Below are 21,136 nucleotides of genomic sequence, written 5' to 3'. Positions count from 1 at the left end.
TCAGGCCACCAGTTGGCCGAGCTTGTCCGGGCGGAAGCCGGCCCAGTGGTCGTCACCGGCCACCACCACCGGCACCTGGCGATAGCCCAGGGATTCCACGGTCTGGCGTGCCTGGGCATCCTGCTCGATGTCCACCACCTGGTAGGCGATCCCCTGGCGATCCAGGGCGCGATAGGTGGCATTGCACTGCACGCAGGCGGGCTTGCTGTAGATGGTGATGGTCATGGCTGACTCCTGTCCGTAGTGGGGCGAACGCAAAGGAAAAGCCTCTCGCCAGCCGGCATTGACCAGGGTGGCGTGGGTCTTTTCCTTTGAGTCCGACTAGGGCCTCAAGTTCGGCCAAGATACTACATATGGTGTTTTTTATTTTCTACAGCACAATAAGTGGGGTTTTTGATCCAGGTCATGGTCGCCCTCTATCAGCCTGTAAGCCTGATCCGAATGGGCGACACCACGGGTATCGCGGTCTGCACCCGAGTAGCCCTCGCGCGGCGAGGACTACCTCCGGCCTTCCAGCGCAGACCGCGATCCGCGCCGAATACCGCAGCGACGCCAAGCCAGACGGCAGAAATTTTTCGGCTCTGCCAAGGAGGGCACCTTTTTGTAGTGAGAACGGCAGGCTCGCTACCGCGGCGACTCCCATTCGTCGCCGAACGCCCGCATAATCGACCTTTCGCTAGCGCTCGAGTCCGTCCCCGCATGAGTTCTGCCCGCTATCGCCTCGCTCTCAATGGCTACGGTCGCATCGGTCGCTGCGTCCTGCGTGCCCTGCACGAGCGTGGCGCGGCGACGGACCTTTCCATCGTCGCCCTCAACGACCTGGCCGACCGGCCCAGCCTCGAGTACCTGACGCGCTTCGATTCCACCCATGGCCGCTTTCCCGGGCGGGTGGCGCTGGATGGCGAGCAACTGCGCATCGGCGACCAGGCGCTGGAGATTCGCCGCGAGGCCGAACCGGAGCGGGTGGACTGGCCGGCGCTGGACGTCGACCTGGTGCTGGAGTGCTCCGGCGCCTTCAGCACCCGCGCCGAGGCGGGGCGCTTTCTCGCCGCCGGGGCGCCACGAGTGCTGTTCTCCCAGCCCATGGTCAGCGAGACGGACGTGGACGCCACTGTGGTCTATGGCGTCAACCAGCACAGCCTGCGCGGTGACGAGACCCTGGTCTCGAATGCGTCCTGTACCACCAACTGCAGTGTCCCGGTGCTGAAACTTTTGCATGAGACACTGGGTCTGGAATACGTCTCCATCACCACGATCCACTCGGCCATGAACGACCAGCCCGTGATCGACGCCTACCATGCCGAAGATCTGCGGCGGACCCGCTCGGCGTTCCAGTCGATCATCCCGGTGGCGACCGGCCTGGCGCGGGGCATCGAGCGGTTGCTGCCGGAACTGGGCGGACGCATCCAGGCGCGCGCCGTGCGCGTCCCCACGGTCAATGTCTCCTGCCTCGACATCACCTGCATCGTCGGCCAGGACACCAGTGCGACGGCCCTCAATACCCTGTTGCGCGACGCCGCGCAGGACGGCCCCCTGGCCGGGCTGATCGACTACACCGAGTTGCCCCACGCTTCCTGCGATTTCAACCACGATCCCCATTCGGCCATCGTCGATGGCAGCCAGACCCGCGTGTCCGGCCCCCGGCTGGTCAACCTGCTGGTCTGGTTCGACAATGAATGGGGTTTCGCCAACCGCATGCTCGACGTCGCCGGCCATTGGCTGCGCATCGCCAAGCCCACCTGAAACAAGCACAACTAAGGGATTGCCTGTATGTCCGTGTTGAAAATGAGCGACCTCGATCTGAAGGGTAAGCGCGTCCTGATCCGCGAAGACCTCAACGTCCCGGTGAAGGAAGGCCAGATCAAGAGCGACGCCCGTCTGGTCGCCGCCCTGCCGACCCTCAAGCTGGCCCTGGAGAAGGGCGCCGCGGTGATCGTCTGCTCGCACCTGGGCCGTCCCACCGAGGGCGAATTCAGCGAGGAAAACAGCCTGGCGCCGGTGGCCGCCTACCTGGGCAAGGCCCTGGGTCGCGAGGTGCCGCTGGTGAAGGACTACCTGGACGGTGTCCAGGTCGAGCCCGGTCAGCTGGTACTGCTGGAGAACGTGCGCTTCAACGCGGGCGAGAAGAAGAACGCCGATGAGCTGGCGAAGAAATACGCCGCCCTGTGCGACATCTTCGTCATGGACGCCTTCGGCACCGCCCACCGCGCCGAGGGCTCGACCCATGGCGTGGCCAAGTTCGCCAAGGTCGCCGCGGCCGGCCCGCTACTGGCCGCCGAGCTGGACGCCCTGGGCAAGGCGCTGGGCAACCCGGCGCGCCCGATGGCGGCCATCGTCGCCGGCTCCAAGGTCTCCACCAAGCTGGACGTGCTCAACTCCCTGGCGCAGATCTGCGACCAGTTGATCGTTGGCGGCGGCATCGCCAATACCTTCCTCGCCGCGGCCGGCTACAAGGTCGGCAAGTCGCTGTACGAAGCCGACCTGGTGGACACCGCCAAGGCCATCGCCGCCAAGGTCAGCGTGCCGCTGCCGGTGGACGTGGTGGTCGCCAAGGAATTCGCCGAGACCGCCCAGGCCACCACCAAGTCGATCAACGACGTGGCCGACGACGACATGATCCTCGACATCGGCCCGGTCAGCGCCCAGCAATTCGCCGACCTGCTGAAGTCGGCCAAGACCATCCTCTGGAACGGTCCGGTGGGCGTCTTCGAATTCGACCAGTTCGGCGAGGGCACCCGCACCCTGGCCAAGGCCATCGCCGACAGCGACGCCTTCTCCATCGCCGGCGGTGGCGACACCCTGGCCGCCATCGACAAGTACGGCATCGGCGAGCAGGTCTCCTACATTTCCACCGGCGGTGGCGCCTTCCTCGAATTCGTTGAGGGCAAGGTGTTGCCGGCCGTGGAAGTCCTCCAGCAACGCGCCCAGGAGTGATCCCCATGCGTACGCCGCTGCTCGTCTGTTCCGCTGTCCTCGCCTTGGCCGGTTGCGCCGGTGGCTCCGCCGACCAGGCCTGTGCGGTCTTCGCGCCGCCGCCCGCCGCGGCGGCCACGCCCACGGCGCAGAATGGCGAGCGCGTCGATACGCTCACCGGCAACGCCAACGCCGGTCGACCCGCCAGCGGTTGCGCCCGGTGAAAGGCCCTAGCCTGCTCCTCGGCCTGCTGAGCGTCGCCCTGCTGGCCGGCTGCGCCGGTCAGCAGACCGGTGGCTGGACCCACTGGGTCTGCGACTCCAAGGCGGCCTTCGATTGGCGCTACGTGGATCGCAGCCAGTCCATCGTCGACCTCAAGCTGGAAGGCGATGGCCTGATCCGTCACCTCAACCGCGAACCCGCCACCGACGGCCAGTCCTATACCGACGGGCTGGTGGCCTTCCATATCCGCGGCGACCAGGGACTTGTCTACTGGATCGCCAACAATGACCTCATCGGTCGTGGCTGCCGGACGCCGTGAAGCGGCGAATGTCAGCTGAACCGATTAATCCAGGGCGGCCAGGGGTCGGCCGCTTGAACCCTGCCAGCCGCTCATGCAGGCTGGCGCCACCACCGCCTTTGTAGGGAGATAATCACCAATGGCACTCGTCAGCATGCGTCAGCTGCTGGATCACGCCGCCGAATTCGGCTACGGCGTCCCAGCCTTCAACGTCAACAACCTCGAGCAGATGCGCGCCATCATGGAAGCTGCCGATAAGACCGATTCGCCGGTCATCGTCCAGGCCTCCGCCGGTGCCCGCAAGTACGCCGGCGCTCCCTTCCTGCGTCACCTGATCCTGGCCGCCGTGGAAGAATTCCCGCACATCCCGGTGGTCATGCACCAGGACCACGGCACCAGCCCCGACGTCTGCCAGCGCTCCATCCAGCTGGGCTTCTCCTCGGTGATGATGGACGGCTCGCTCAAGGCCGACGGCAAGACCCCGTCCGACTATGACTACAACGTGCGCGTCACCCAGCAGACCGTGGCCTTCGCCCATGCCTGCGGCGTGTCCGTGGAAGGCGAACTGGGTTGCCTGGGCAGCCTGGAAACCGGCATGGCCGGTGAAGAGGATGGCGTGGGCGCCGAAGGCACCCTGGACCACAGCCAGCTGCTGACCGATCCGGAAGAAGCCGCGCAGTTCGTCAAGGCCACCAAGGTCGACGCCCTGGCCATCGCCATCGGCACCAGCCACGGCGCCTACAAGTTCACCAAGCCGCCGACCGGGGACACCCTGTCGATCCAGCGCATCAAGGAAATCCATGCGCGCATTCCGGATACCCACCTGGTCATGCACGGCTCCAGCTCGGTGCCCCAGGAGTGGCTGAAAATCATCAACGAGTACGGTGGTGACATCAAGGAAACCTACGGCGTGCCGGTCGAGGAGATCGTCGAAGGCATCAAGTACGGCGTGCGCAAGGTCAACATCGACACCGACCTGCGTCTGGCCTCCACCGGTGCCATCCGCGAGTTCATGGCCAAGAACCGCAGCGAATTCGACCCGCGCAAGTACCTGGCCAAGACCGTGACCGCCATGCGTGACGTCTGCATCGCCCGCTACGAAGCCTTCGGCACCGCCGGCCAGGCCTCCAAGATCAAGCCGATCTCCCTGGACGCCATGTTCGAGCGCTATGCGCGCGGCGAACTGGATCCCAAGGTCAACTGATCCGGCTGAGCAAGAAGGCCCCTCACGGGGCCTTTTTCATGGCTGCGATTTGCCGGGTGGTTTGCCGCGACGGCAGGCGCCGGTGCGGCTGCTCCGGCACGCCTCGGTGAAGCCAGGCGTGGCTCATGCCTTGCCGGCGGTCAGCACCTCTTCCATCCAGGCGACCATGGCGGGGCCGTCCATGCCCAGGCAGACCGTCGCCAGCGGATTGCCGGACCAGCGGCCGTCCTGATAGAGGCGCCCTTCGGGGGCGAAGAAGGTCTGACCTTCGGCCAGGCCCTCGGTGCCCACGCTGAGATGGCCACGGGCGGTGTGGAACAGCTCGGGTCGGCGCAGGTAGGCCAGGGCGCAGCTGTCATGGGGATGGCAGCCGTCGATGTCCTTCACGCTGCGGTAGAAGTCCGCATAGAAGTCGTAGCTCCGCGCCAGGACTTGGCCCAAGGCGCCCTGCTGCGCGGCGATCCGCTGCAGGCGTGGCGGGTCGAGGACGGCCCGGTGGGTGGCATCCAGGCCGACTAGGGTCAGTGGCCAGGACGCGGCGAATACCCGCGCCGCGGCATGGGGATCGGAGAAGATGTTGGCTTCCGCTACCGGCGTGACATTGCCCGGCTCGACGATGGCGCCGCCCATCACCACCACCTGGCGCACACGCTGGGCGACCGTGGGATCCAGCGCCAGGGCGAGCGCCAGGTTGCCCAGCGGCCCGACCGCCACCAGGGTGATCTCGCCCGGCCGCAGGCGGGTCTGCTCGACGATGAAGCGCGCCGCATCCACCGCGTGGGGCGTCTGACTCGGCGCGGGCAGCTGCTGGTTGCCCAGGCCATCCTGGCCATGCACGTGCAGGGCGTGGTTGCCGGCCGGCTTGACCAGCGGCTCGGCCACGCCGGCGGCCACGGGCGTGTCGCGCCCGGCCAGCTCGGTGAGCAGCAGGGCGTTCCGCGTGGCCGTGGCGACCGGGACGTTGCCGAAGGTGGTGGTCAGGCCGACCACCTCGAAGGCGGGGTCGGCGAACAGCAGGGCGATGGCCTGGGCGTCATCCACGCCAGGATCGGTATCGAAGATGATGGGAAGGGACAAAAGGCTTTCTCCGGCTCAGATCTCTTCCCAGGCTACCCGAGGGTCGCCACCTCCGGCTAGCTGGGGAGGTCCAGCTCGCCCAGCGCATCGGGCTGGTTGCGGAAGGCGCGGGCGAAGATCTCCCGGTTGCGGGCCATGAACAGGCCCAGGTCTTCGCACTGCTGCTCGGCAAGACCGGGAACGGCCTTGTCCAGTACGCTGGCGAGCGACTCCGCCAACTCCAGCATCTTGTCGTGACGATCGGCTTCGGCTTTATCCATGAACAGGCGCTCCGGATCTCGGCTGCTGCGATACAACACTTCGACGGCCATGCGTCACCTCGTATTCTGTATCTGGTTATATATACAGTAGTAGGCCTGGCTCAGGATTGCAAGGGCGACCGCTCGGCGGCTGACCACGACCCCATCATGGCATTTTGCCAATCGTTCGACATTTTTGCGCGTCGCTCAAATTGCCCCCGGAAACTTAAAGGCGGAAGGTGGTCTCTGAGTCTGGACCAAACGGGCAGTTCTGCCCGCCTTTATCCGGACTATCTCCGGCTCACGGAACGAGACCGCCCATGCCTGCCATCTTCAGTCATCCGCTTATTTCCACGCGTGGCCAATACGTGCCGACCGAGGTGCGGGCGTGAGTTCGACACTCATCATCCTGGCCATCACCGTGGCCAGCTTCCTGCTGGGATTCCTGCGCGACCTGCTGATCGCCCGCCAATTCGGCGTGAGCTGGGAGGCCGACCTGATCTTCGTCGCGCTCATCCTGCCGGTGTTCTTCGAAAGTTTCTTCGGCCTCGCCCTGCGCGACGCCATGATCCCCTATCTGCAGCGCATCCGTGACAACTGCAACGCCCAGTACGAGCAGGTGGGTCGCTGGCTCTACTGGCGCATTGGCCTGTTCGGCCTATTGCTGTCGGTGATCGGGGTGCTGGCCAGTCCTTGGCTGATGCACGCCCTGGCGCCGGGCTGGAGCGATGAGCAGGTCGAGACCGGCAAGCTGGTCTTCGCCGTCGGCACCCTGCTGATCTGCGTCCAGGCCGTCCTTTATTGCCAGGGCGCGCTGCTCAACCTGGATCGCATCTTCATCCTGCCGATGACCCGGACGCTGATGCTCAACCTGGGCGCCATCCTGGCCATCGTCATCCTGCAGCCGAGCGGCATCGCGCTGTTCACCGGCATGCTGCTGCCCCAGGTGCTGCTGATCGTTATCCAGCACCGGCGACTGGGCTATCTCAGCCAGCGCTCGGTCGCCTTCGAGAAGCCCGAGGGCAGTCCCTTCGCCCTGACCTTCGCCCCGGTACTGCTCGCCGCCGGCGCCCAGCAGGGCTGCATGCTGGCGGAGCGCTTCTTCGCCTCGCTGCTGGCGGAGGGCAACATCACCATGCTGTCCTTCTCCTACCGCATCGTGACCATTCCGCTCACGCTCTATGCGCTGTCCATCCTGGCAATGATCTTTCCCGAGCTGACCCGCAGCTGGAACGAGGGCAATGCCGACAAGTACAGCGTGCTGATGCGCAAGGCGCTGCTCGGCACCCTGCTGTTCCTGGTGCCGGCATCGGTGGTGCTGTTCAGCTACTCGGAGCCGGTGGTCAAGGTGCTGCTCGAGCGCGGCGCCTTTGGCGCCGAGCAGAGCGCGGCGACCGCGACCCTGGTGGTGGCCTACGCCCTGGGCCTGCCCTGGATGGGCCTGGCCCTGCTGTGGGGGCGGGCCCTGCTGTCGCAACAGCGCGCCCGGACCTTCCTCTACACCACCCTGGCCAGCTCCTTTATCACCGTGGCCCTGGATGCCTGTCTCTACAAGCCATTCGGCGCCCAGGGCCTGGCCTATTCCTTTACCACCGGTGCCTTCCTGCAGGCCGTATTCATGGCGCTGGCGCTCTATCGCCACTCCCTGGGCGGGCTGCACCTGTCGCTGCTGCTGCGCTGGTTCAGCGCCGGCAGTGCGGTGGCCCTGCTGAGTTTCCTGTTGCCCAAGCCGGTCGGCCTGCTGGAGCTGATCGTCAGCATCAGCGTGGCCATGCTGGGTTTCCTGGTGTTGTTGCTGGTCCTGGGTGAGCGTGACCTGTTTCGCCGCGGCTATTGGGCGCGCGGCGGGGTGGGCACGGAGCGCGCGGAACCGACGAGTTAAGAAGGCTGTCGACGAACGGCCAAGAAAAAAGTAGCGATCTGCAGCCATTGGTCGCTATCTGTTGCGAAGTCATGAATTTTTGCTTTGGCTTCGAGTCGCACGGAAAGATTGATCCCAGTCATTAGAATTTCTGCTGGAAGCCGTTTCCAGTGGCAAGAGATCGGACACGTAGTTGGGATCGGCACTTCGCATGGTGGCTTCGCTCGCCACCGACATTCTCTTTGAAAGGAATCGATCCTATGTCCTCCCAAACCCCTGTCACTCGTATCGGCATCGTCGGTACCGGCATGATCTCGCGTTGCCTGGCCCGGCTGATCAGTCGCCACTATGATGACATGACCGTCACCCGCGTCCTGACCCGCCGGCCCATCGCGACGGTCACCGACTATCCGCTGACCGAGGCGCTCACCCAGTCGGTGGCGGACCTCATCGATCATTGCGATCTGCTGGTGGAGTGCAGCGGCGACCCCTACCACGGCACCGAGATCATCGAGCGCGCCTTCGAAGCGGGCATCAAGGTGATCACCATCAATGCCGAGCTGCAGGTGACGACGGGTTCCTACCTGGCGGGCAAGGGCTTCCTGACCGAGGCCGAGGGCGACCAGCCGGGTTCGCTGGCGGCGCTGCACGAAGAGGCCGTGCAGATGGGCTTCAAGCCGCTGGTGTACGGCAACATGAAGGGCTACCTGAACCACAACCCGACGCCGGAAGACATGGCCTACTGGTCCGCACGCCAGGGCACCAGCGTCGACCAGACCACGTCCTTCACCGATGGCACCAAGGTGCAGATCGAGCAGGTGGTGGTCGGCAACAACTACGGCGCCACCATCACCCGTCAGGGTCTGGAAGGTTTGAATTCGACCAACCTGCAGGACAGCGCCAACATCCTCGCGCAGATGGCCGAGCAACTGGGCAAGCCCATCGTCGACTACGTGATCCCCAGTGGCTACTCCGCCGGTGGTGTCTTCGTGGTCGGTCGCCATGACGAAGACCAGGCCGGCGCCATCGAGTACTTCAAGCTGGGCAAGGGCCCGTACTACGTGCTGGTACGTCCCTTCCACCTCTGCTCCCTGGAAGTGGGCAAAACCCTGCGCCGCGTCATCGCCGGTGGCAAGATCCTGCTGAACAATTCCACCACGCCGACCCTGAGCGTCGCCGCCATCATGAAGAAGCCCATGGCGGCCGGCGATATCATCGAGCGCGGCATCGGTGGCTACAGCGTGCGCGGCGAAGCCGTGAAGATCGCCGAGTGCCCGGATCACCTGCCGATCGGGCTGCTCAAGCACAGCGTGCTCAAGCGGGCCATGGAGCCGGGCCAGATCGTCACCTTCGACGACGTGGAACTGGCGCCCAGCCGGGCGCTGGACATCGTGCTGCAACAGCACCGCGAGGCCATCCACCGGCAACTGCTGGAAACCCAGCTGAGTGAGCCGGCCTGGAACGCCGTGACCGGCATGGCACCGGTGGCCCTGCCCAAGGTGGCCGGCTCGGTGCTGTCCTGATCCTGGCTGACGCTTGAAGAGAAGGGGCCGCGAGGCCCCTTTTTTCATGCCCTGCCGCTGGCCGCCGCCCGCAGCTTGGCGACGGTACCGGGTAGCTCGTCCATGTGTGCGATCAGGGCGGTCACCCCCAGGGCGCGCAGGGTGTCGCCATGGCTCGGTGGAATGTGGCTGGCGCCGGTGAAGCCGACGACCCTCATGCCGGCCGCCAGCGCCGCGCGCACGCCGGTCGCGCTGTCCTCGACCACCAGGCAGCGCTCGGGCGCGACGCCCAGGGTGCTGGCCGCGAGCAGATAGACATCCGGCGCCGGCTTGGGCTGGGCCACCATGTCGGCGCTGAAGATATTGCCCGCCACCCGCTCCACCAGGCCGGCCCGTGCCACCGAGGATTCGACGCTGTGCCTGAGGCTGTTGGAGGCGACCGCCAGGGGCAGGTCGATGCTTTCCAGGGCGCGTTTCACCCCGGGAATGGGCTCGACGCTGGTGGCGATCAGGCGCTCCGCCTGGGCGCGCAGCTCGCTGAACAGCTGGGGCGGCAAGGTGATGCCGAAGCGCTGCTCGACCAGCGCGAAGATGTCCTTGGTGGTCAGGCCGAAGGTCCCGTGCAGCAGGGCTTCCAGTTCGGCGCGGGGCGCATGGGCGGCCAGGCCGTCGAGCACGACGCGCTCGGCCAGGATCTCGCTGTCGACCAGTACGCCATCGCAATCGCTGATCAGCAGTTCCACAGGGGTCAGATTCATCGGTATTCCTTGCAGGTGGATTTCAGGGCCCGGGCAGGTGCATTGCAGCCGGTCGCCGGAGGTGACCGGGGCAACGGGAAGGGGCCTGCGCAACGGCCTCGCCGGCTCTGCCCGGGCGGTCGAAACAGCCCTCGACAGTACCTTTCAGGCGGCTTCGCGACGCCTTCTGTCCAAAACGATTTCGACCTCCGGAGGGTAATCGCTTTCCAGAAAAATATGGCGTAGAGTTCGAGAACTGTGTTTGCTTGGGTCGCCGTCGATCGTGACCTGAGGCGGTAGGCTCCCCGTCCACCCCTTGCTGCTCGATTCTTGTTACTCCTTGCAACTCAGTACCGGGCGCCTGGTCTATGCAACGCACTGCCGCGCCAGCACCTGTCTATAACAAACCTGTTATTCCAAGGAGCAACACCCGTCATGTCGAATCGTCAGAACGGTACCGTCAAGTGGTTCAACGAAACCAAAGGCTATGGCTTCATTACTCCCGAGAGCGGTCCGGACGTGTTCGTGCACTTCCGCGCGATCGAAGGCAAAGGTTTCAAGACCCTGGCTGAAGGCCAGAAGGTCAGCTTCGAAGTCGTGCAAGGCCAGAAGGGCATGCAGGCAGAGCACGTACAGGTCGTCTGACACCTGGCGTCGCCCGAAGCTCACGAAAAACCCCGGCTTGGCCGGGGTTTTTCGTTTCTGTCGTGCCCTCCGCGGGCGACCTCGTCACTCCACGTTCTGAGCGCTCTTCTCGGGCTCGCTGGCCAGCGGCTTGACCCGGCGACCAGTCTCGCGCGACGCCTGCAGGAAGATGGCCGCGGCCAGCATCGACAGGGCACCGACGCAAAGGAAGGTGGCGCGGAAGGCGGAAAGCACCTCGGCGTCGCCGTAGTCATCCTGGAAACCGCCGAGCAGCGCGGCGGCGCAGGCGACGCCGAAGCTCATGGCCAGTTGCATCACCACCGACAGCAGGCTGTTGCCACTGGCGGCCTGCTGGTCATGCAGGTCGATGAGGGTGATGGTGTTCATGGCGGTGAATTGCATGGAGTTCACCGCGCCGAGGATGCCCAGGTGGATGAGCAGCCAGACGAAGGGGGTGGATGGCCCCAGCAGGGCGAGACTGGCGATCAGGCAGCCCAGCAGAAGGGTATTGCCCACCAGCAGGCGGCGATAGCCGAGGCGTCCGATCAGCGGGCCGGCGATGGGCTTGGCCAGCATCGCCGACAGGGCCAGGGGCATCATCAGCAGGCCGGCCTGGGCCGGTGAGTAGCCGAGGCCTACCTGGAACAGCAGCGGAATGAGGAAGGGCAGGGCGCCGCTGCCGAGGCGGGCGAAAAGGTTGCCGAAGATCCCCACCGCGAAGCTGCGGATGCGAAACAACTCGGGCGAGAACAGCGGCTGGTCGTGGTGCAGGGCGCGCAGCCAGTAGGCGACCATGCAGGCCATGCCGCCCATCAGCAGCAGGACCACCCGCACATGGGGCAGGTGCAGTTCGCCGAGGCCTTCCAGGGCGACGCTGATGAGGATCATGGAGGTGCCGAAGAGCAGGAAGCCCAGGCCGTCGAAACGCTGCGGCAGCGGGCTGCGCAGGTCCGGCAGCAGCCGGCGGGTGGCCAGACAGCCGAGGATGCCCACCGGCAGGTTGATCAGGAAGATCCAGTGCCAGGACACGGCCTCCACCAGCCAGCCGCCCAGCGCCGGACCCGCCAGGGGGCCGATCAGGCCGGGTATGGTGATGAAGCTGAGGACGCGCACCAGCTCGCTGCGCGGATAGACGCGTAGGATCACCAGGCGGCCCACCGGCAGCATCAAGGAACCCCCCAGGCCCTGGATCACCCGGGCGGCGATCAGCAGGTTGAGACTCGGCGCCAGGGCGCAGAGCAGCGAGCCGAAGGTGAACAGGGCGATGGCGGTGAAGAAGGTGCGCCGGCTACCGAAGCGGTCGGAAATCCAGCCCGAGGCGGGGATCAGCAGGGCGACGGTGAGCAGGTAGGCGATCACCACCCCCTGCATGCGCAGGGGATTCTCGCCGAGGTCGGCGGCCATGCGCGGCAGGGCCGTGTTGACGATGGTCGCATCCAGCGATTGCATGAAGAAGGCGACCGCGATCAGCCAGGGCAGCCAGCGGGTCGTGGTGGAATCCAGCGTCGGGGTGGGCATGGTTGGTCCTTGTCGTGACAGCCGACTACCCGCACTCTGACTGTCGGCGGGCGGCAGGGTGCCCCGCTCGTTCAACGCGGGCGGGAATCTAGCAGCGCCTCGATCCGCTGATCCTTTTCTGCCCAGAGCTCGCTGACCCACTGCTGGAAGCCGGCGCGAAATTCCGCATCCTCGCTGTAGTCACCCGCCCAGCGCGCCGGATCCAGCGTGCGCGCGCGGATGTCGATGATAACCCGTTTCACCCGCCCGCAGAGCAGGTCCCAGAAGCCGGGTACCCGTCCATCCGGATAGACCAGGGTGATGTCCAGCAGGGTGTCCAGCTGCTCGCCCATGGCGGCGAGCACGAAGGCCATGCCACCGGCCTTGGGCTTGAGCAAGTGGCGATAGGGCGAGCCCTGCTCGGCATGCTTGGCCGCGGTGAAGCGGGTGCCTTCCAGGTAGTTGACGATGGTCACCGGGTGGCGGCGAAACTTTTCGCAGGCGCGGCGGGTGATGGCGAGATCCGCACCCTTGAGCTCCGGGCGGCGGGCAAGTTGCGCCCGGGTGTACCTCTTCATGAAGGGGTAATCCAGCGCCCACCAGGCCAGGCCGAGGAAGGGCACCCAGATGAGCTCCTTCTTCAGGAAGAACTTGAAGTAGGGCACCTTGCCATTGAAGGTCTCGATGAGCGCGGGAATGTCCACCCAGGACTGGTGGTTGCAGATGACCAGGTAGGACCTGTCGCGCCTGAGCACCTCGGCGCCGCGGATGTCCCAGTGCGTCGGCGTCAGCCGGGCGAAGATGAGCTTGTTGATTTCCGCCCAGAGCTCGGCGATGGCCGTGACCAGTCGCGAGCAGGCGTCCCGCAGCGAGGTGACGGGCAGCAGCTTGATCAGGGCGAACAGCATCAGCGGGCCGATCAGGACGAGGGTATTCAGCAGGAGCAGGAAGGAGACGGCGATACCGGTCAGGAGGTGCATGGATTCTCTCGTCTAGAACGGGGGGCGATAGTCTTTAGCGTGACATGGCATTTTGCGATCATCTGCTCCAGGGTGGCTGCTGCCAGTACGTTGCGAAGTGAACGCCATGCTCAAGAAGGTTACCAGTGCCGAAGTCTGTCTCGGCATGTACATCCACGGGTTCGAGGGCAGCTGGATCGACCATCCGTTCTGGAAGGCGCGCTTTCTGCTCCAGGAGCCGCGCGACCTGCAGAAGATCCAGGACAGTGCGGTCAGCGCCGTATGGATCGATGTCACCAAGGGGCGGGATCAGGACCCCGCGCCCGCGCCCGCACAGGTAGCGGAGCCGGCACCGGAGCCGGCACCGGCGGTCCCGACTGCCAGCGCCCCCGTGGCCGCCAATGCCCCCGCGCCGGCGCTCGGCATAGCGGGCTCGCCGTCGGGTTGCCTGCAGGAGTTGGCGCAGGCCGCCGCCGTGAGTGCCCATGCCAAGCAGGAGGTGGCGCGGCTGTTCCAGGACGTGCGCCTGGGGCAGGCCATCGAGCTGAGCGAGGTGGCGGCGGTGGTCGAGCAGATTTCGGCGTCGGTGCTGCGGCATCCCACGGCCCTGATCAGCCTGACGCGGCTGCGTACGGCCGACGAGTATACCTACATCCATTCCGTGTCGGTCTGCGCCCTGATGACCGCCGTGGCGCGGCAGATGGAGCTGCCGGCGGACCAGGTGTTGCTGGCCGGCAAGGCCGGCCTGCTGCATGACGTGGGCAAGATGAAGACCCCGCTGGCGGTGCTCAACAAGCCCGGCAAGCTGACCGACGCCGAGTTCGCGGTGATGCGGCGGCATCCCGAGCAGGGCGTCGCCCTGCTGCAGGAATGGGGCGCGGCGCCGGAGGTCATCGACGTCTGCCAGCACCATCACGAGAAATTCGACGGCAGCGGCTATCCCCACGGCCTGGCCGGCCAGGACATCAGCCTGCTGGCGCGGATCGCCGCCGTCTGTGACGTCTACGATGCCGTCTCTTCCACCCGACCCTACAAGACCGCCTGGAGTCCGGCCGAGGCGATCCGGCGCATGGCGGAATGGCGGGGCCACTTCGATCCCCAGGTGTTCCAGGCCTTCGTCAAGACCCTGGGTATCTACCCGATCGGCTCCCTGGTGCGGCTGAGCAACGAGCAGCTGGCGGTGGTCGTCGACCAGCATCCCGACAGTCTGCTCACGCCGCAGGTGCGGGTGTTCTTCTCCGCCCGCTCGCGCACGCCCCTGCCGCAGCGGCTGCTGGATCTCGCCCGGGCGCCCGCCGGCGAGCGCATCGTCCGCCGGGAAGACCCGGAAGAGTGGGGCTTTCGTAATCTGGAACGGCTCTGGCAGCAGGCTTAGCCGTCGCTCAGGGGCGGGTCGCCTGCAGCGAGGGGCGCTCGCCGATGCGGGCGTACCAGGCGGCGATGCGCGGGCAGTCGCTGCGCCAGGCCCAGGTGGGGATGCGGAAATCCAGGTAGCCGAGCAGGCAGGCCATGCCCAGGTTGGCGACGTCGAAGTCTCCGTCCAGTTCGGCGATGGCCTCGCGCTCGAAATAGTCCAGCGCCCGGGCGATCTTTTCCTGCTGGTTGTCCAGCCAGAGCTTCCACTGCATGCCCGGCGGGCGCATGAAGCTTTCGTAGCGAATCTGCACCGCGGCTTCCATCATGGCGTCGCACAGCGAGGCCAGGGTCAGCCGCCGCCAGCGCTCCGGGCCCTGGCGCGGGATGAGCGGCGCACGCTCGTGCAGGGTATCCAGGTAGTCGAGGATGACGCGGCTGTCGTGCAGGCAGGTGCCATCGGCCAGGCGCAGGGCGGGGATCTTGCCGGCCGGGTTGGTATCCAGGACGTCGCGGTTGGGATTGAGCGGCGTCTGCTGGACGATTTCCACTTCCACCTGCTCGATCAGGTCCGTCTCGTGGAGCATCACCACGACTTTGCGACCGAAGGGCGAGGCGGGAGTGTGGTACAGGATCATGGACATGGGCCGGGCTCTCCAGGTAGCGGGACTTCGCTTCGCGCGTGGCGAATCCCGTCACTGTAAGCCTTCGGCCGGCCCGGGTAAAAGATGGCCTTGGTCGTAGGCGTCGGCTTCAGGCCGTGCCGGGCAGCTCGATGTACACGCCCAGGCCACGTCCCTGCAGGCCCTCGCCCAGCTGCAGGCTGCCCCCATGGATTTCCACGATGCGCTTGACGATGGGCAGGCCCAGGCCGCTGCCGACGTTCTGCCCGGCGCTCTCGCTGCGGTAGAAGCGGGTGAAGATCATCGCCCGCTCCTGCGGCGTGACGCCGGGGCCGCTGTCGCAGACCTCGATCCGCACCCGGCCGGGGCTACCCGCCACGACCCTGACCAGCACCTGGCCGTCGCCCGGGGTATAGCGGATGGCGTTGCCCACCAGGTTGGTCAGCAGGACGCCGAGCCAGGTGGGAATGCCGGCCAGCTGGACATCCTGGTCCTCGAGTACCAGGTCGATGTTCTTGTCGATGGCCAGCGGCGCCAGTTCGGAGAGGGTATCCGCGGCCAGGCGCCCCAGGTGGACGGGTACGAACTGCTCCTGCAGGGCGCCGCTGTCCAGGCGGGCCAGGAGCAGGATCTGCTCCATCAGCTGGCTGATGCGTTCGGCGCTGCGCCGCACCTGCAGCAGGCCGCGGGCATGGGCCTGGGGGTCGCTGGATCTCAGGGCCACCTGGGTATGGGTCAGCAGGCTGGCGAGCGGCGTGCGAATCTCGTGAGCGGCATCGCTGGTCAGGCGGCGCTCGGCTTCCAGGGCGCCATCCAGGCGCTGCAGCAGGGCGTTGATCTCTTCGACCAGCACCGCCGCTTCCAGCGGCACCCGATTCAGCGGCAGTGGTTCCAGGCGCTGGGCGGAACGCTGCTTGATCTGCGCGGCCAGCTGGCGCAGGGGCTCGAGGCCGCGGGTCACGCCGAACCAGATGAGCGCGGCCAGTACCGGCAGGGCCAGGGCGAGGGGAAACAGCGAGCCCAGGAGCAGCAGGTGGGTGGCGCCACGGCGGTCGGCGAGATTCTCGTAGATCCAGATACGCCCGTCGCCACTGCTTAGCCGCAGGACGCGCCAGTGCTGACCCTCGGCCAGCAGGCTGCTGAAGCCGGGCGGCTGATCGAGCAGGCCGGCCGGCGGGCCCGCGGTGCCGAGGCGCTGGTCGCCCGCCTGCAGCAGATAGCCGAGGGCATTGCGCCGTTTGAACAGCGGCAGGTCGGCGATGGCCGAGCGGCTGCGCTCCAGGGCCTGGGAGGCCGGCGAGAGGGCCTGGTCGCCCGCCTCGCCCAGGGTGGCCAGGTGCAGCGCCGCCGAGCCGAAGTCGAGCATGTCCTCGTCCGCCAGGCGATTCACCTGGCGCAGGACCAGTTGGTAGGTCACCAGGGCCGCGATCAGCCAGCAGGCGAAGATCCCGCAGAGCAGCAGGGTCAGCAGTCGCCGCCGCAGCGAACTGGCCGGGCCGTCGATCACGAGGCGGGCCGTTCGGGCTGGTCGATCCCGTAGCCGATGCCGCGCACGGTACGGATCAGGCTACTGCCGAGCTTGCGTCGCAGGTGATGGATATGGACCTCGATGGCATTGCTCTCCACGTCGCCGTCCCAGCCGTAGAGGGCCTGTTCCAGCCGGTTGCGCGAGAGCACCTTGCCCATGTTCTCCAGCAGCAGGCGCAGCAGGGCGTATTCCCGGGGTGCCAGGTCGACCGGCTGGCCGGCCAGGGTCACCCGGTGGGTCGCCGGATCGACGCGCAACTCGTTGTGCTCCAGCTGCGGCTGGGCCCGGCCGGTGCTGCGGCGGGTCAGGGCACGCACCCGGGCGAGCAGTTCGTCGAGGTCGAAGGGCTTGGTCAGGTAATCATCGGCGCCGGTGTCCAGGCCGGTGACCCGGTCGGTGACCTTGTCGCGCGCGGTGAGGATCAGCACGGGGGTGGCATTGCCGCGCTTGCGCAGGGCAGCCAGCACCTCCAGGCCCGAGCGGCGCGGCAAGCCGATGTCGAGCACCACCAGGTCGAAGGGATCGGTTTCCAGCGCGGCCTGGGCGGCCTGGCCATCGGTGACCCAGTCGACCGTGTCGCCTTCCAGGGCCAGGCCGGCACGGATCCCGTCACCCAGCAGCATGTCGTCTTCGGCCAGCAGTATTCTCATCGGAGTTTCCCAGGCGGTGGATCGGTTTTACCGCTCCGGGCCTGCCTCGGCAAGAGCGGTGACCATCCCCGGGATGGTCAGGAACAAGCTTAGGCCGAGGCGCTTAAGGACGGATTAACGCAGGCGGCGCTCAGGGCCGCTGGGCGCTCACCCGCCAGACGATGTTGCCGACGTCATCGGCCACCAGCAGGGCGCCGCGACCATCGTTGACCACGCCGACCGGGCGGCCCTGGGCTTCTTCCCTGGCGTTGAGGAAGCCGGTCAGCAGATCGCGCGGCGGCCCGCTGGGCCTGCCGTTCTGGAAGGGCACGAAGATGACCTTGTAGCCGCTCTTGGGATCACGGTTCCAGGAACCGTGCTGACCGACGAACAGGCCCTGGCGGAACGCTGCCGGCAACTGGGTATCGGCGCTGGCGAAGGCGACGCCGAGGGAGGCGGTATGGGTGCCGAGGGCGTAGTCGGGGGTGAGCGCCCTGGCCACCAGGTCCGGTCGCGGTGGCTGGACCCGGCGGTCCACGGTCTGACCCCAGTAGCTGTAGGGCCAGCCGTAGAAGCCGCCGTCCTGCACCGAGGTGGCATAGTCGGGGACCAGGTCGCTACCGATCTCGTCGCGCTCGTTGACCACCGTCCATAGCGTGCCGGTGGTGGGCTCCCAGTCCAGGCCGTTGGGGTTGCGCAGGCCGGTGGCGAACAGCCGTTTCTGGCCAGTGGCGCGGTCCAGCTCCCAGATCGCGGCCCGGCCCTGCTCGATGTCCAGGCCATTTTCGCCGACGTTGCTGTTGGAGCCGACGGTCAGGTAGAGCTTCTTGCCATCGCGACTGGCGATGACGTTCTTGGTCCAGTGGTGATTGATGCCCGCCGGCAGCTCGGTGACCGTGACCGGCTGGCCTTCCAGGCGGGTAGCGCCCGGCCGGTAGGTGAAGCGCACCAGGGCATCGGCGGTGGCGACGTAGAAGTCGTTGCCCACCAGCACCATGCCGAACGGCGAGTGCAGATGCTCGGCGAAGACGCTGCGGGTTTCGGCGATGCCATCACCGTCGGCGTCCCTGAGCAGGGTGATGCGATCCGCGCTGGGGACGGCGGCCCCGGCCTTCTTCATGAACAGGCCGGCGATCCAGTTCTTGAGGCCGGGAAAGCCGTCGCGCCTGGGTGCGTTGCTTTCGGCCACCAGGACATCGCCATTGGGCAGCACATAGAGCCAGCGCGGATGATCGAGGCCGCTGGCGAAGGCCTGGACCTGGGTACCCGGCGCAGCGGTGGGTCGTCCGCCCTCGGGCCAGCCCACCGCGGGCGCCACGTTGATGGTGGGCACCAGGGTCTCGTGGGGCTCCGGCAGCGTCGGCGTGGGGCCATAGCCGGCTGCCTGCTGCAAACGGGCGGTCTCGCCGCAACCCAGCAGCGCAGCGGCGGCCAGGGTCAGGCTCAGGGTGCGAAGCGACGGGGACACGCTAAGGGGCATGGCAGGGCTCTCGCGGGGGCTCGCTGGGTAGAGCCCGAGTGAAGGAGAACGTTCCGGGCGAGCCTGGAACCGGGGCAAGGTCCAGGCTCCCGCGGGCCCGGTGGCTGGAAGGTTACAAAATGACCCGGGATAGAAGCCTGGTCTCTTTGTGCGCTTGACCGTTTCGGTCGTTTTTTCGTGGATACAGAAAGTCCCGCTTATTCAAAGTGTTAGCTCAGGCGTGTCGAGCCTGGTGAAAAAGTGCCGGCAATCTGGCGTGAAGTAATCAGTAACTAACTGTTTTTGAACGGGAATAGGGGCTAAAGCTGCGGGCGTCGACGCCGATAGCTGCGTCAACAATGACGACGAAGTCGCACCAAACGGCGCCGCAGGAGGATGCGGCGCCCGAGCTCGCCCACGCCAGGAGTCCGCTAGGTTGCGGAAGGCGGGGACTATCCTTTTCCTACAGGTGCAGTCATGCAATCCCTTACCCGGCGCTTGCGCCATCTTTCGCTGCGTCTCGCCGGTACCCTGGCCCTGACCAGCGCGCTGTTCGGTTCGGCCCAGGCGGTCGAACTGGTCGGTCTCAACTTCTCCGGTGCCGGCTTCGCCAGCCAGGTGCTCCCGGGCATGAACAATCGCAACTATGTCTTCCCCAGCGAACAGCACTTCAAGGACTGGAGCGCCAAGGGCATCAAGCTGGTGCGCTTCCCGATCATCTGGGAACGCATCCAGCCCAAGCTGAATGCGATGCTGGACCCGGACTACGGCGCCCTGATCACCCAGACGCTCAACTACGCGCAGAAATACGACGTCAAGGTGATCCTCGACCTGCACAACTACGCCCGCTATCGCGGCGAGGTGATCGGCGCCGGCAAGGTCACCTATTTCAACTACTGGGACGTGACCTACCGCCTGGCTTACCGCTTCGGCAAGCATCCGGCGCTCTATGGCTACGACATCATGAACGAGCCCCACGACGCCGTGGCCTTCTGGCCGACCGCTGCCCAGCACGGCATCAATGGCATCCGCACCGTGGACAACGTGCATCCCATCATCGTCGAGGGTAATGGCTGGTCCAGCGCCGCCCGCTGGCCGCAGTGGAACGACCCCCTGCTGGCGCTCAAGGATCCGGCCAACAAGCTGATCTTTTCCGCCCACGTCTATTTCGACAATGACGGCGGTGGCCAGTACGCCAGCAAGGACATGAGCGGCTTCGATCCCCAGGTCGGGGTGAACAGGGTCAAGCCCTTCGTCGACTGGCTGAAGAAGAACGGCAAGCAGGGCTATATCGGCGAATTCGGCGTGCCGGACGACGATCCGCGCTGGCTGGTGGCCATGGACAACATGCTGGCCTACCTCAAGCAGAACTGCATCCCGGCCAGCTACTGGGCCGCCGGACCAGGCTGGGCCAACTACAACCTGGCGGTGGAACCCATCAACGGCGTGGATCGACCGCAGTGGGCGACGCTGAAGAAGTACGTCGACAACACCAGCTGCACGCGGATCGGGCCCAATTAAGCGGCGCTGACGATGGCGGTCCTCGGGCTTGGCAGGCTACCCTTCGGTTTTAACCGTGCCAGCCCGAGGACCCCTCATGAGCCAGATTCCCGCCGACCTGCGTTATGCCGCCAGCCACGAATGGGCGCGCCTGGAAGCCGATGGTAGCGTCACCGTCGGCATTTCCGACCATGCCCAGGAGGCGCTGGGCGATGTGGTCTTCATCGAACTGCCGGAGATCGGCAAGACCCTCGGCGCCGGCGAGCAGGCGGGCGTGGTGGAGTCGGTCAAGGCCGCGTCGGACATCTATGCCCCGGTGGGCGGTGAAGTCATCGCCATCAACGAGGCCCTCGCCGACGCGCCCGAGCAGGTCAACGGCGAGCCCTATGGCGCCTGGTTCTTCAAGCTCAAGCCGCAGGACGCGGCCGAGCTGGAGAAGCTGCTGGATGCCGAAGGCTATCGCCAGGCCAGCGAAAGCTAAGGCGTCCCTCGCGCTTCGCGAGGTCAGAAACGAAGAACCCCGCACGGCATGACCGGCGGGGTTCTTGGTATGCCTGGCCGTTACTGGGTCAGGATACGCATGGCCAGATCGCTGTCGCTGGCCTGCAGGCCCGGCTGAGCGGCGCGCATGTCGCGCAGGGCGGCTTCCAGGTAGGGGCCGCGGATCTGGCCGTTGCTGGCGAGATAGGAGCTGGCATCGTCCTGGGTGGCGGCGACGATCTTATGGTCGTCACGGCTGGTGGTATAGAACGAACCAGAGGTCGCGCCCAGGGTCGCGGCATGACGCCAGAACCGGGCATCCGCATTGGCGGCAGTGGTCGCGGCCAGCAGCGGCAGGCCGATCAGGGAAACCAGAGCAAGCTTCTTCAGGCGCATGGATGAAATCTCCT

At 66.3% G+C, this 21,136-nt stretch carries 22 protein-coding genes; 11 read left to right on the top strand and 11 right to left on the bottom strand.

The window, feature by feature from the left end; genetic code table 11:
- Window positions 1-225, bottom strand: a complete 225-nt coding sequence (gene nrdH, locus ACYJP6_RS09395) for a glutaredoxin-like protein NrdH (protein ID WP_058761494.1) — start codon at window positions 223-225, stop codon at window positions 1-3.
- Window positions 226-699: 474 nt separating this feature from the next.
- Between nrdH and epd the strand changes: the two genes are divergently transcribed.
- From epd to fba, 5 genes are all read left to right on the top strand, one after another.
- A complete protein-coding gene (gene epd, locus ACYJP6_RS09390; protein ID WP_459474726.1) occupies window positions 700-1,743 on the top strand; it encodes an erythrose-4-phosphate dehydrogenase in 1,044 nt (347 codons plus the stop codon).
- Between the two features lie 27 nt (window positions 1,744-1,770).
- On the top strand, window positions 1,771-2,934 hold the full coding sequence (locus ACYJP6_RS09385) for a phosphoglycerate kinase (protein ID WP_459474725.1): 1,164 nt from the start codon (window positions 1,771-1,773) through the stop codon (window positions 2,932-2,934).
- 5 nt (window positions 2,935-2,939) lie between these two features.
- Entirely contained in the window at window positions 2,940-3,137 is a 198-nt protein-coding gene (locus ACYJP6_RS09380; RefSeq protein ID WP_459474724.1) for a hypothetical protein, read from the top strand.
- Window positions 3,134-3,454: an MliC family protein gene (locus ACYJP6_RS09375; RefSeq protein ID WP_459474723.1), complete on the top strand. Its 321-nt coding sequence runs from the start codon at window positions 3,134-3,136 to the stop codon at window positions 3,452-3,454. The genes ACYJP6_RS09380 and ACYJP6_RS09375 overlap by 4 nt, the downstream gene beginning before the upstream one ends.
- Before the next feature lie 118 nt (window positions 3,455-3,572).
- Complete coding sequence (gene fba, locus ACYJP6_RS09370; protein WP_145011642.1) at window positions 3,573-4,637, top strand: class II fructose-bisphosphate aldolase; 1,065 nt, start codon at window positions 3,573-3,575, stop codon at window positions 4,635-4,637.
- Window positions 4,638-4,760: 123 nt separating this feature from the next.
- Here fba and ACYJP6_RS09365 read toward each other — a convergent pair whose 3' ends face one another.
- Window positions 4,761-5,714, bottom strand: a complete 954-nt coding sequence (locus ACYJP6_RS09365; RefSeq protein ID WP_459474722.1) for a nucleoside hydrolase — start codon at window positions 5,712-5,714, stop codon at window positions 4,761-4,763.
- Between the two features lie 56 nt (window positions 5,715-5,770).
- A complete protein-coding gene (locus ACYJP6_RS09360; RefSeq protein ID WP_145011648.1) occupies window positions 5,771-6,025 on the bottom strand; it encodes a YebG family protein in 255 nt (84 codons plus the stop codon).
- Between the two features lie 316 nt (window positions 6,026-6,341).
- On the opposite strand from ACYJP6_RS09360, the gene ACYJP6_RS09355 reads away from it, so the two are divergent.
- Both ACYJP6_RS09355 and ACYJP6_RS09350 read left to right on the top strand, forming a co-directional pair.
- Window positions 6,342-7,835, top strand: a complete 1,494-nt coding sequence (locus tag ACYJP6_RS09355; protein ID WP_459474721.1) for a lipid II flippase MurJ — start codon at window positions 6,342-6,344, stop codon at window positions 7,833-7,835.
- Window positions 7,836-8,122: 287 nt separating this feature from the next.
- Window positions 8,123-9,337 (top strand): NAD(P)-dependent oxidoreductase, encoded by a 1,215-nt coding sequence (locus tag ACYJP6_RS09350; RefSeq protein WP_459474816.1) that lies wholly within the window; start codon window positions 8,123-8,125, stop codon window positions 9,335-9,337.
- A gap of 44 nt (window positions 9,338-9,381) precedes the next feature.
- On the opposite strand, the gene ACYJP6_RS09345 is transcribed toward ACYJP6_RS09350, so the two are convergent.
- Window positions 9,382-10,074 (bottom strand): HAD family hydrolase, encoded by a 693-nt coding sequence (locus tag ACYJP6_RS09345; RefSeq protein WP_459474720.1) that lies wholly within the window; start codon window positions 10,072-10,074, stop codon window positions 9,382-9,384.
- Between the two features lie 414 nt (window positions 10,075-10,488).
- Here ACYJP6_RS09345 and ACYJP6_RS09340 point away from each other — a divergent pair, with 414 nt between their 5' ends.
- Entirely contained in the window at window positions 10,489-10,698 is a 210-nt protein-coding gene (locus ACYJP6_RS09340; protein WP_145011660.1) for a cold-shock protein, read from the top strand.
- An 84-nt stretch (window positions 10,699-10,782) separates the two neighbouring features.
- Here ACYJP6_RS09340 and mdtD read toward each other — a convergent pair whose 3' ends face one another.
- The gene (mdtD, locus tag ACYJP6_RS09335; RefSeq protein ID WP_459474719.1) at window positions 10,783-12,216 is read right to left on the bottom strand and encodes a multidrug transporter subunit MdtD; all 1,434 of its coding nucleotides are present in this window, start codon (window positions 12,214-12,216) and stop codon (window positions 10,783-10,785) included.
- A gap of 71 nt (window positions 12,217-12,287) precedes the next feature.
- A complete protein-coding gene (locus ACYJP6_RS09330; RefSeq protein ID WP_459474718.1) occupies window positions 12,288-13,175 on the bottom strand; it encodes an acyltransferase in 888 nt (295 codons plus the stop codon).
- 106 nt (window positions 13,176-13,281) lie between these two features.
- Here ACYJP6_RS09330 and ACYJP6_RS09325 point away from each other — a divergent pair, with 106 nt between their 5' ends.
- Complete coding sequence (locus ACYJP6_RS09325) at window positions 13,282-14,529, top strand: HD-GYP domain-containing protein (protein ID WP_459474717.1); 1,248 nt, start codon at window positions 13,282-13,284, stop codon at window positions 14,527-14,529.
- A gap of 7 nt (window positions 14,530-14,536) precedes the next feature.
- Here ACYJP6_RS09325 and ACYJP6_RS09320 read toward each other — a convergent pair whose 3' ends face one another.
- The 4 genes from ACYJP6_RS09320 to ACYJP6_RS09305 all read right to left on the bottom strand — a co-directional run bounded on the left by ACYJP6_RS09320 (window position 14,537) and on the right by ACYJP6_RS09305 (window position 18,767).
- Window positions 14,537-15,151 carry a glutathione S-transferase family protein gene (locus ACYJP6_RS09320; RefSeq protein ID WP_459474716.1) on the bottom strand — a complete coding sequence of 205 codons (615 nt, stop codon included), beginning with the start codon at window positions 15,149-15,151 and terminating at the stop codon, window positions 14,537-14,539.
- Window positions 15,152-15,260: 109 nt separating this feature from the next.
- Complete coding sequence (locus tag ACYJP6_RS09315; protein WP_459474715.1) at window positions 15,261-16,637, bottom strand: sensor histidine kinase; 1,377 nt, start codon at window positions 16,635-16,637, stop codon at window positions 15,261-15,263.
- The gene (locus ACYJP6_RS09310) at window positions 16,634-17,308 is read right to left on the bottom strand and encodes a response regulator (RefSeq protein WP_459474714.1); all 675 of its coding nucleotides are present in this window, start codon (window positions 17,306-17,308) and stop codon (window positions 16,634-16,636) included. The genes ACYJP6_RS09315 and ACYJP6_RS09310 overlap by 4 nt, the downstream gene beginning before the upstream one ends.
- A gap of 130 nt (window positions 17,309-17,438) precedes the next feature.
- On the bottom strand, window positions 17,439-18,767 hold the full coding sequence (locus ACYJP6_RS09305; RefSeq protein WP_459474713.1) for a PQQ-dependent sugar dehydrogenase: 1,329 nt from the start codon (window positions 18,765-18,767) through the stop codon (window positions 17,439-17,441).
- 456 nt (window positions 18,768-19,223) lie between these two features.
- Here ACYJP6_RS09305 and ACYJP6_RS09300 point away from each other — a divergent pair, with 456 nt between their 5' ends.
- Both ACYJP6_RS09300 and gcvH read left to right on the top strand, forming a co-directional pair.
- Window positions 19,224-20,267 (top strand): glycoside hydrolase family 5 protein, encoded by a 1,044-nt coding sequence (locus tag ACYJP6_RS09300; protein ID WP_459474712.1) that lies wholly within the window; start codon window positions 19,224-19,226, stop codon window positions 20,265-20,267.
- A 76-nt stretch (window positions 20,268-20,343) separates the two neighbouring features.
- Window positions 20,344-20,727, top strand: a complete 384-nt coding sequence (gcvH, locus tag ACYJP6_RS09295; protein WP_459474711.1) for a glycine cleavage system protein GcvH — start codon at window positions 20,344-20,346, stop codon at window positions 20,725-20,727.
- A gap of 80 nt (window positions 20,728-20,807) precedes the next feature.
- On the opposite strand, the gene ACYJP6_RS09290 is transcribed toward gcvH, so the two are convergent.
- Complete coding sequence (locus ACYJP6_RS09290) at window positions 20,808-21,122, bottom strand: DUF2388 domain-containing protein (RefSeq protein ID WP_058761514.1); 315 nt, start codon at window positions 21,120-21,122, stop codon at window positions 20,808-20,810.
- Between the last annotated feature and the right edge of the window lie 14 nt (window positions 21,123-21,136).

It is taken from the genome of Pseudomonas sp. No.117 (genome assembly GCF_054558395.1).
This window is presented reverse-complemented; position numbering and strand designations above follow the sequence as displayed.

Bases quoted from the DNA above. Each gene is read 5' to 3' on its own strand.
- nrdH (WP_058761494.1), bottom strand. From the start codon at position 225: ATGACCATCACCATCTACAGCAAGCCCGCCTGCGTGCAGTGCAATGCC.
- epd (WP_459474726.1), top strand. From the start codon at position 700: ATGAGTTCTGCCCGCTATCGCCTCGCTCTCAATGGCTACGGTCGCATC.
- ACYJP6_RS09385 (WP_459474725.1), top strand. From the start codon at position 1,771: ATGTCCGTGTTGAAAATGAGCGACCTCGATCTGAAGGGTAAGCGCGTC.
- ACYJP6_RS09380 (WP_459474724.1), top strand. From the start codon at position 2,940: ATGCGTACGCCGCTGCTCGTCTGTTCCGCTGTCCTCGCCTTGGCCGGT.
- fba (WP_145011642.1), top strand. From the start codon at position 3,573: ATGGCACTCGTCAGCATGCGTCAGCTGCTGGATCACGCCGCCGAATTC.
- ACYJP6_RS09360 (WP_145011648.1), bottom strand. From the start codon at position 6,025: ATGGCCGTCGAAGTGTTGTATCGCAGCAGCCGAGATCCGGAGCGCCTG.
- ACYJP6_RS09350 (WP_459474816.1), top strand. From the start codon at position 8,123: ATGATCTCGCGTTGCCTGGCCCGGCTGATCAGTCGCCACTATGATGAC.
- ACYJP6_RS09345 (WP_459474720.1), bottom strand. From the start codon at position 10,074: ATGAATCTGACCCCTGTGGAACTGCTGATCAGCGATTGCGATGGCGTA.
- ACYJP6_RS09340 (WP_145011660.1), top strand. From the start codon at position 10,489: ATGTCGAATCGTCAGAACGGTACCGTCAAGTGGTTCAACGAAACCAAA.
- mdtD (WP_459474719.1), bottom strand. From the start codon at position 12,216: ATGCCCACCCCGACGCTGGATTCCACCACGACCCGCTGGCTGCCCTGG.
- ACYJP6_RS09330 (WP_459474718.1), bottom strand. From the start codon at position 13,175: ATGCACCTCCTGACCGGTATCGCCGTCTCCTTCCTGCTCCTGCTGAAT.
- ACYJP6_RS09325 (WP_459474717.1), top strand. From the start codon at position 13,282: ATGCTCAAGAAGGTTACCAGTGCCGAAGTCTGTCTCGGCATGTACATC.
- ACYJP6_RS09320 (WP_459474716.1), bottom strand. From the start codon at position 15,151: ATGTCCATGATCCTGTACCACACTCCCGCCTCGCCCTTCGGTCGCAAA.
- ACYJP6_RS09310 (WP_459474714.1), bottom strand. From the start codon at position 17,308: ATGAGAATACTGCTGGCCGAAGACGACATGCTGCTGGGTGACGGGATC.
- ACYJP6_RS09305 (WP_459474713.1), bottom strand. From the start codon at position 18,767: ATGCCCCTTAGCGTGTCCCCGTCGCTTCGCACCCTGAGCCTGACCCTG.
- ACYJP6_RS09300 (WP_459474712.1), top strand. From the start codon at position 19,224: ATGCAATCCCTTACCCGGCGCTTGCGCCATCTTTCGCTGCGTCTCGCC.
- gcvH (WP_459474711.1), top strand. From the start codon at position 20,344: ATGAGCCAGATTCCCGCCGACCTGCGTTATGCCGCCAGCCACGAATGG.
- ACYJP6_RS09290 (WP_058761514.1), bottom strand. From the start codon at position 21,122: ATGCGCCTGAAGAAGCTTGCTCTGGTTTCCCTGATCGGCCTGCCGCTG.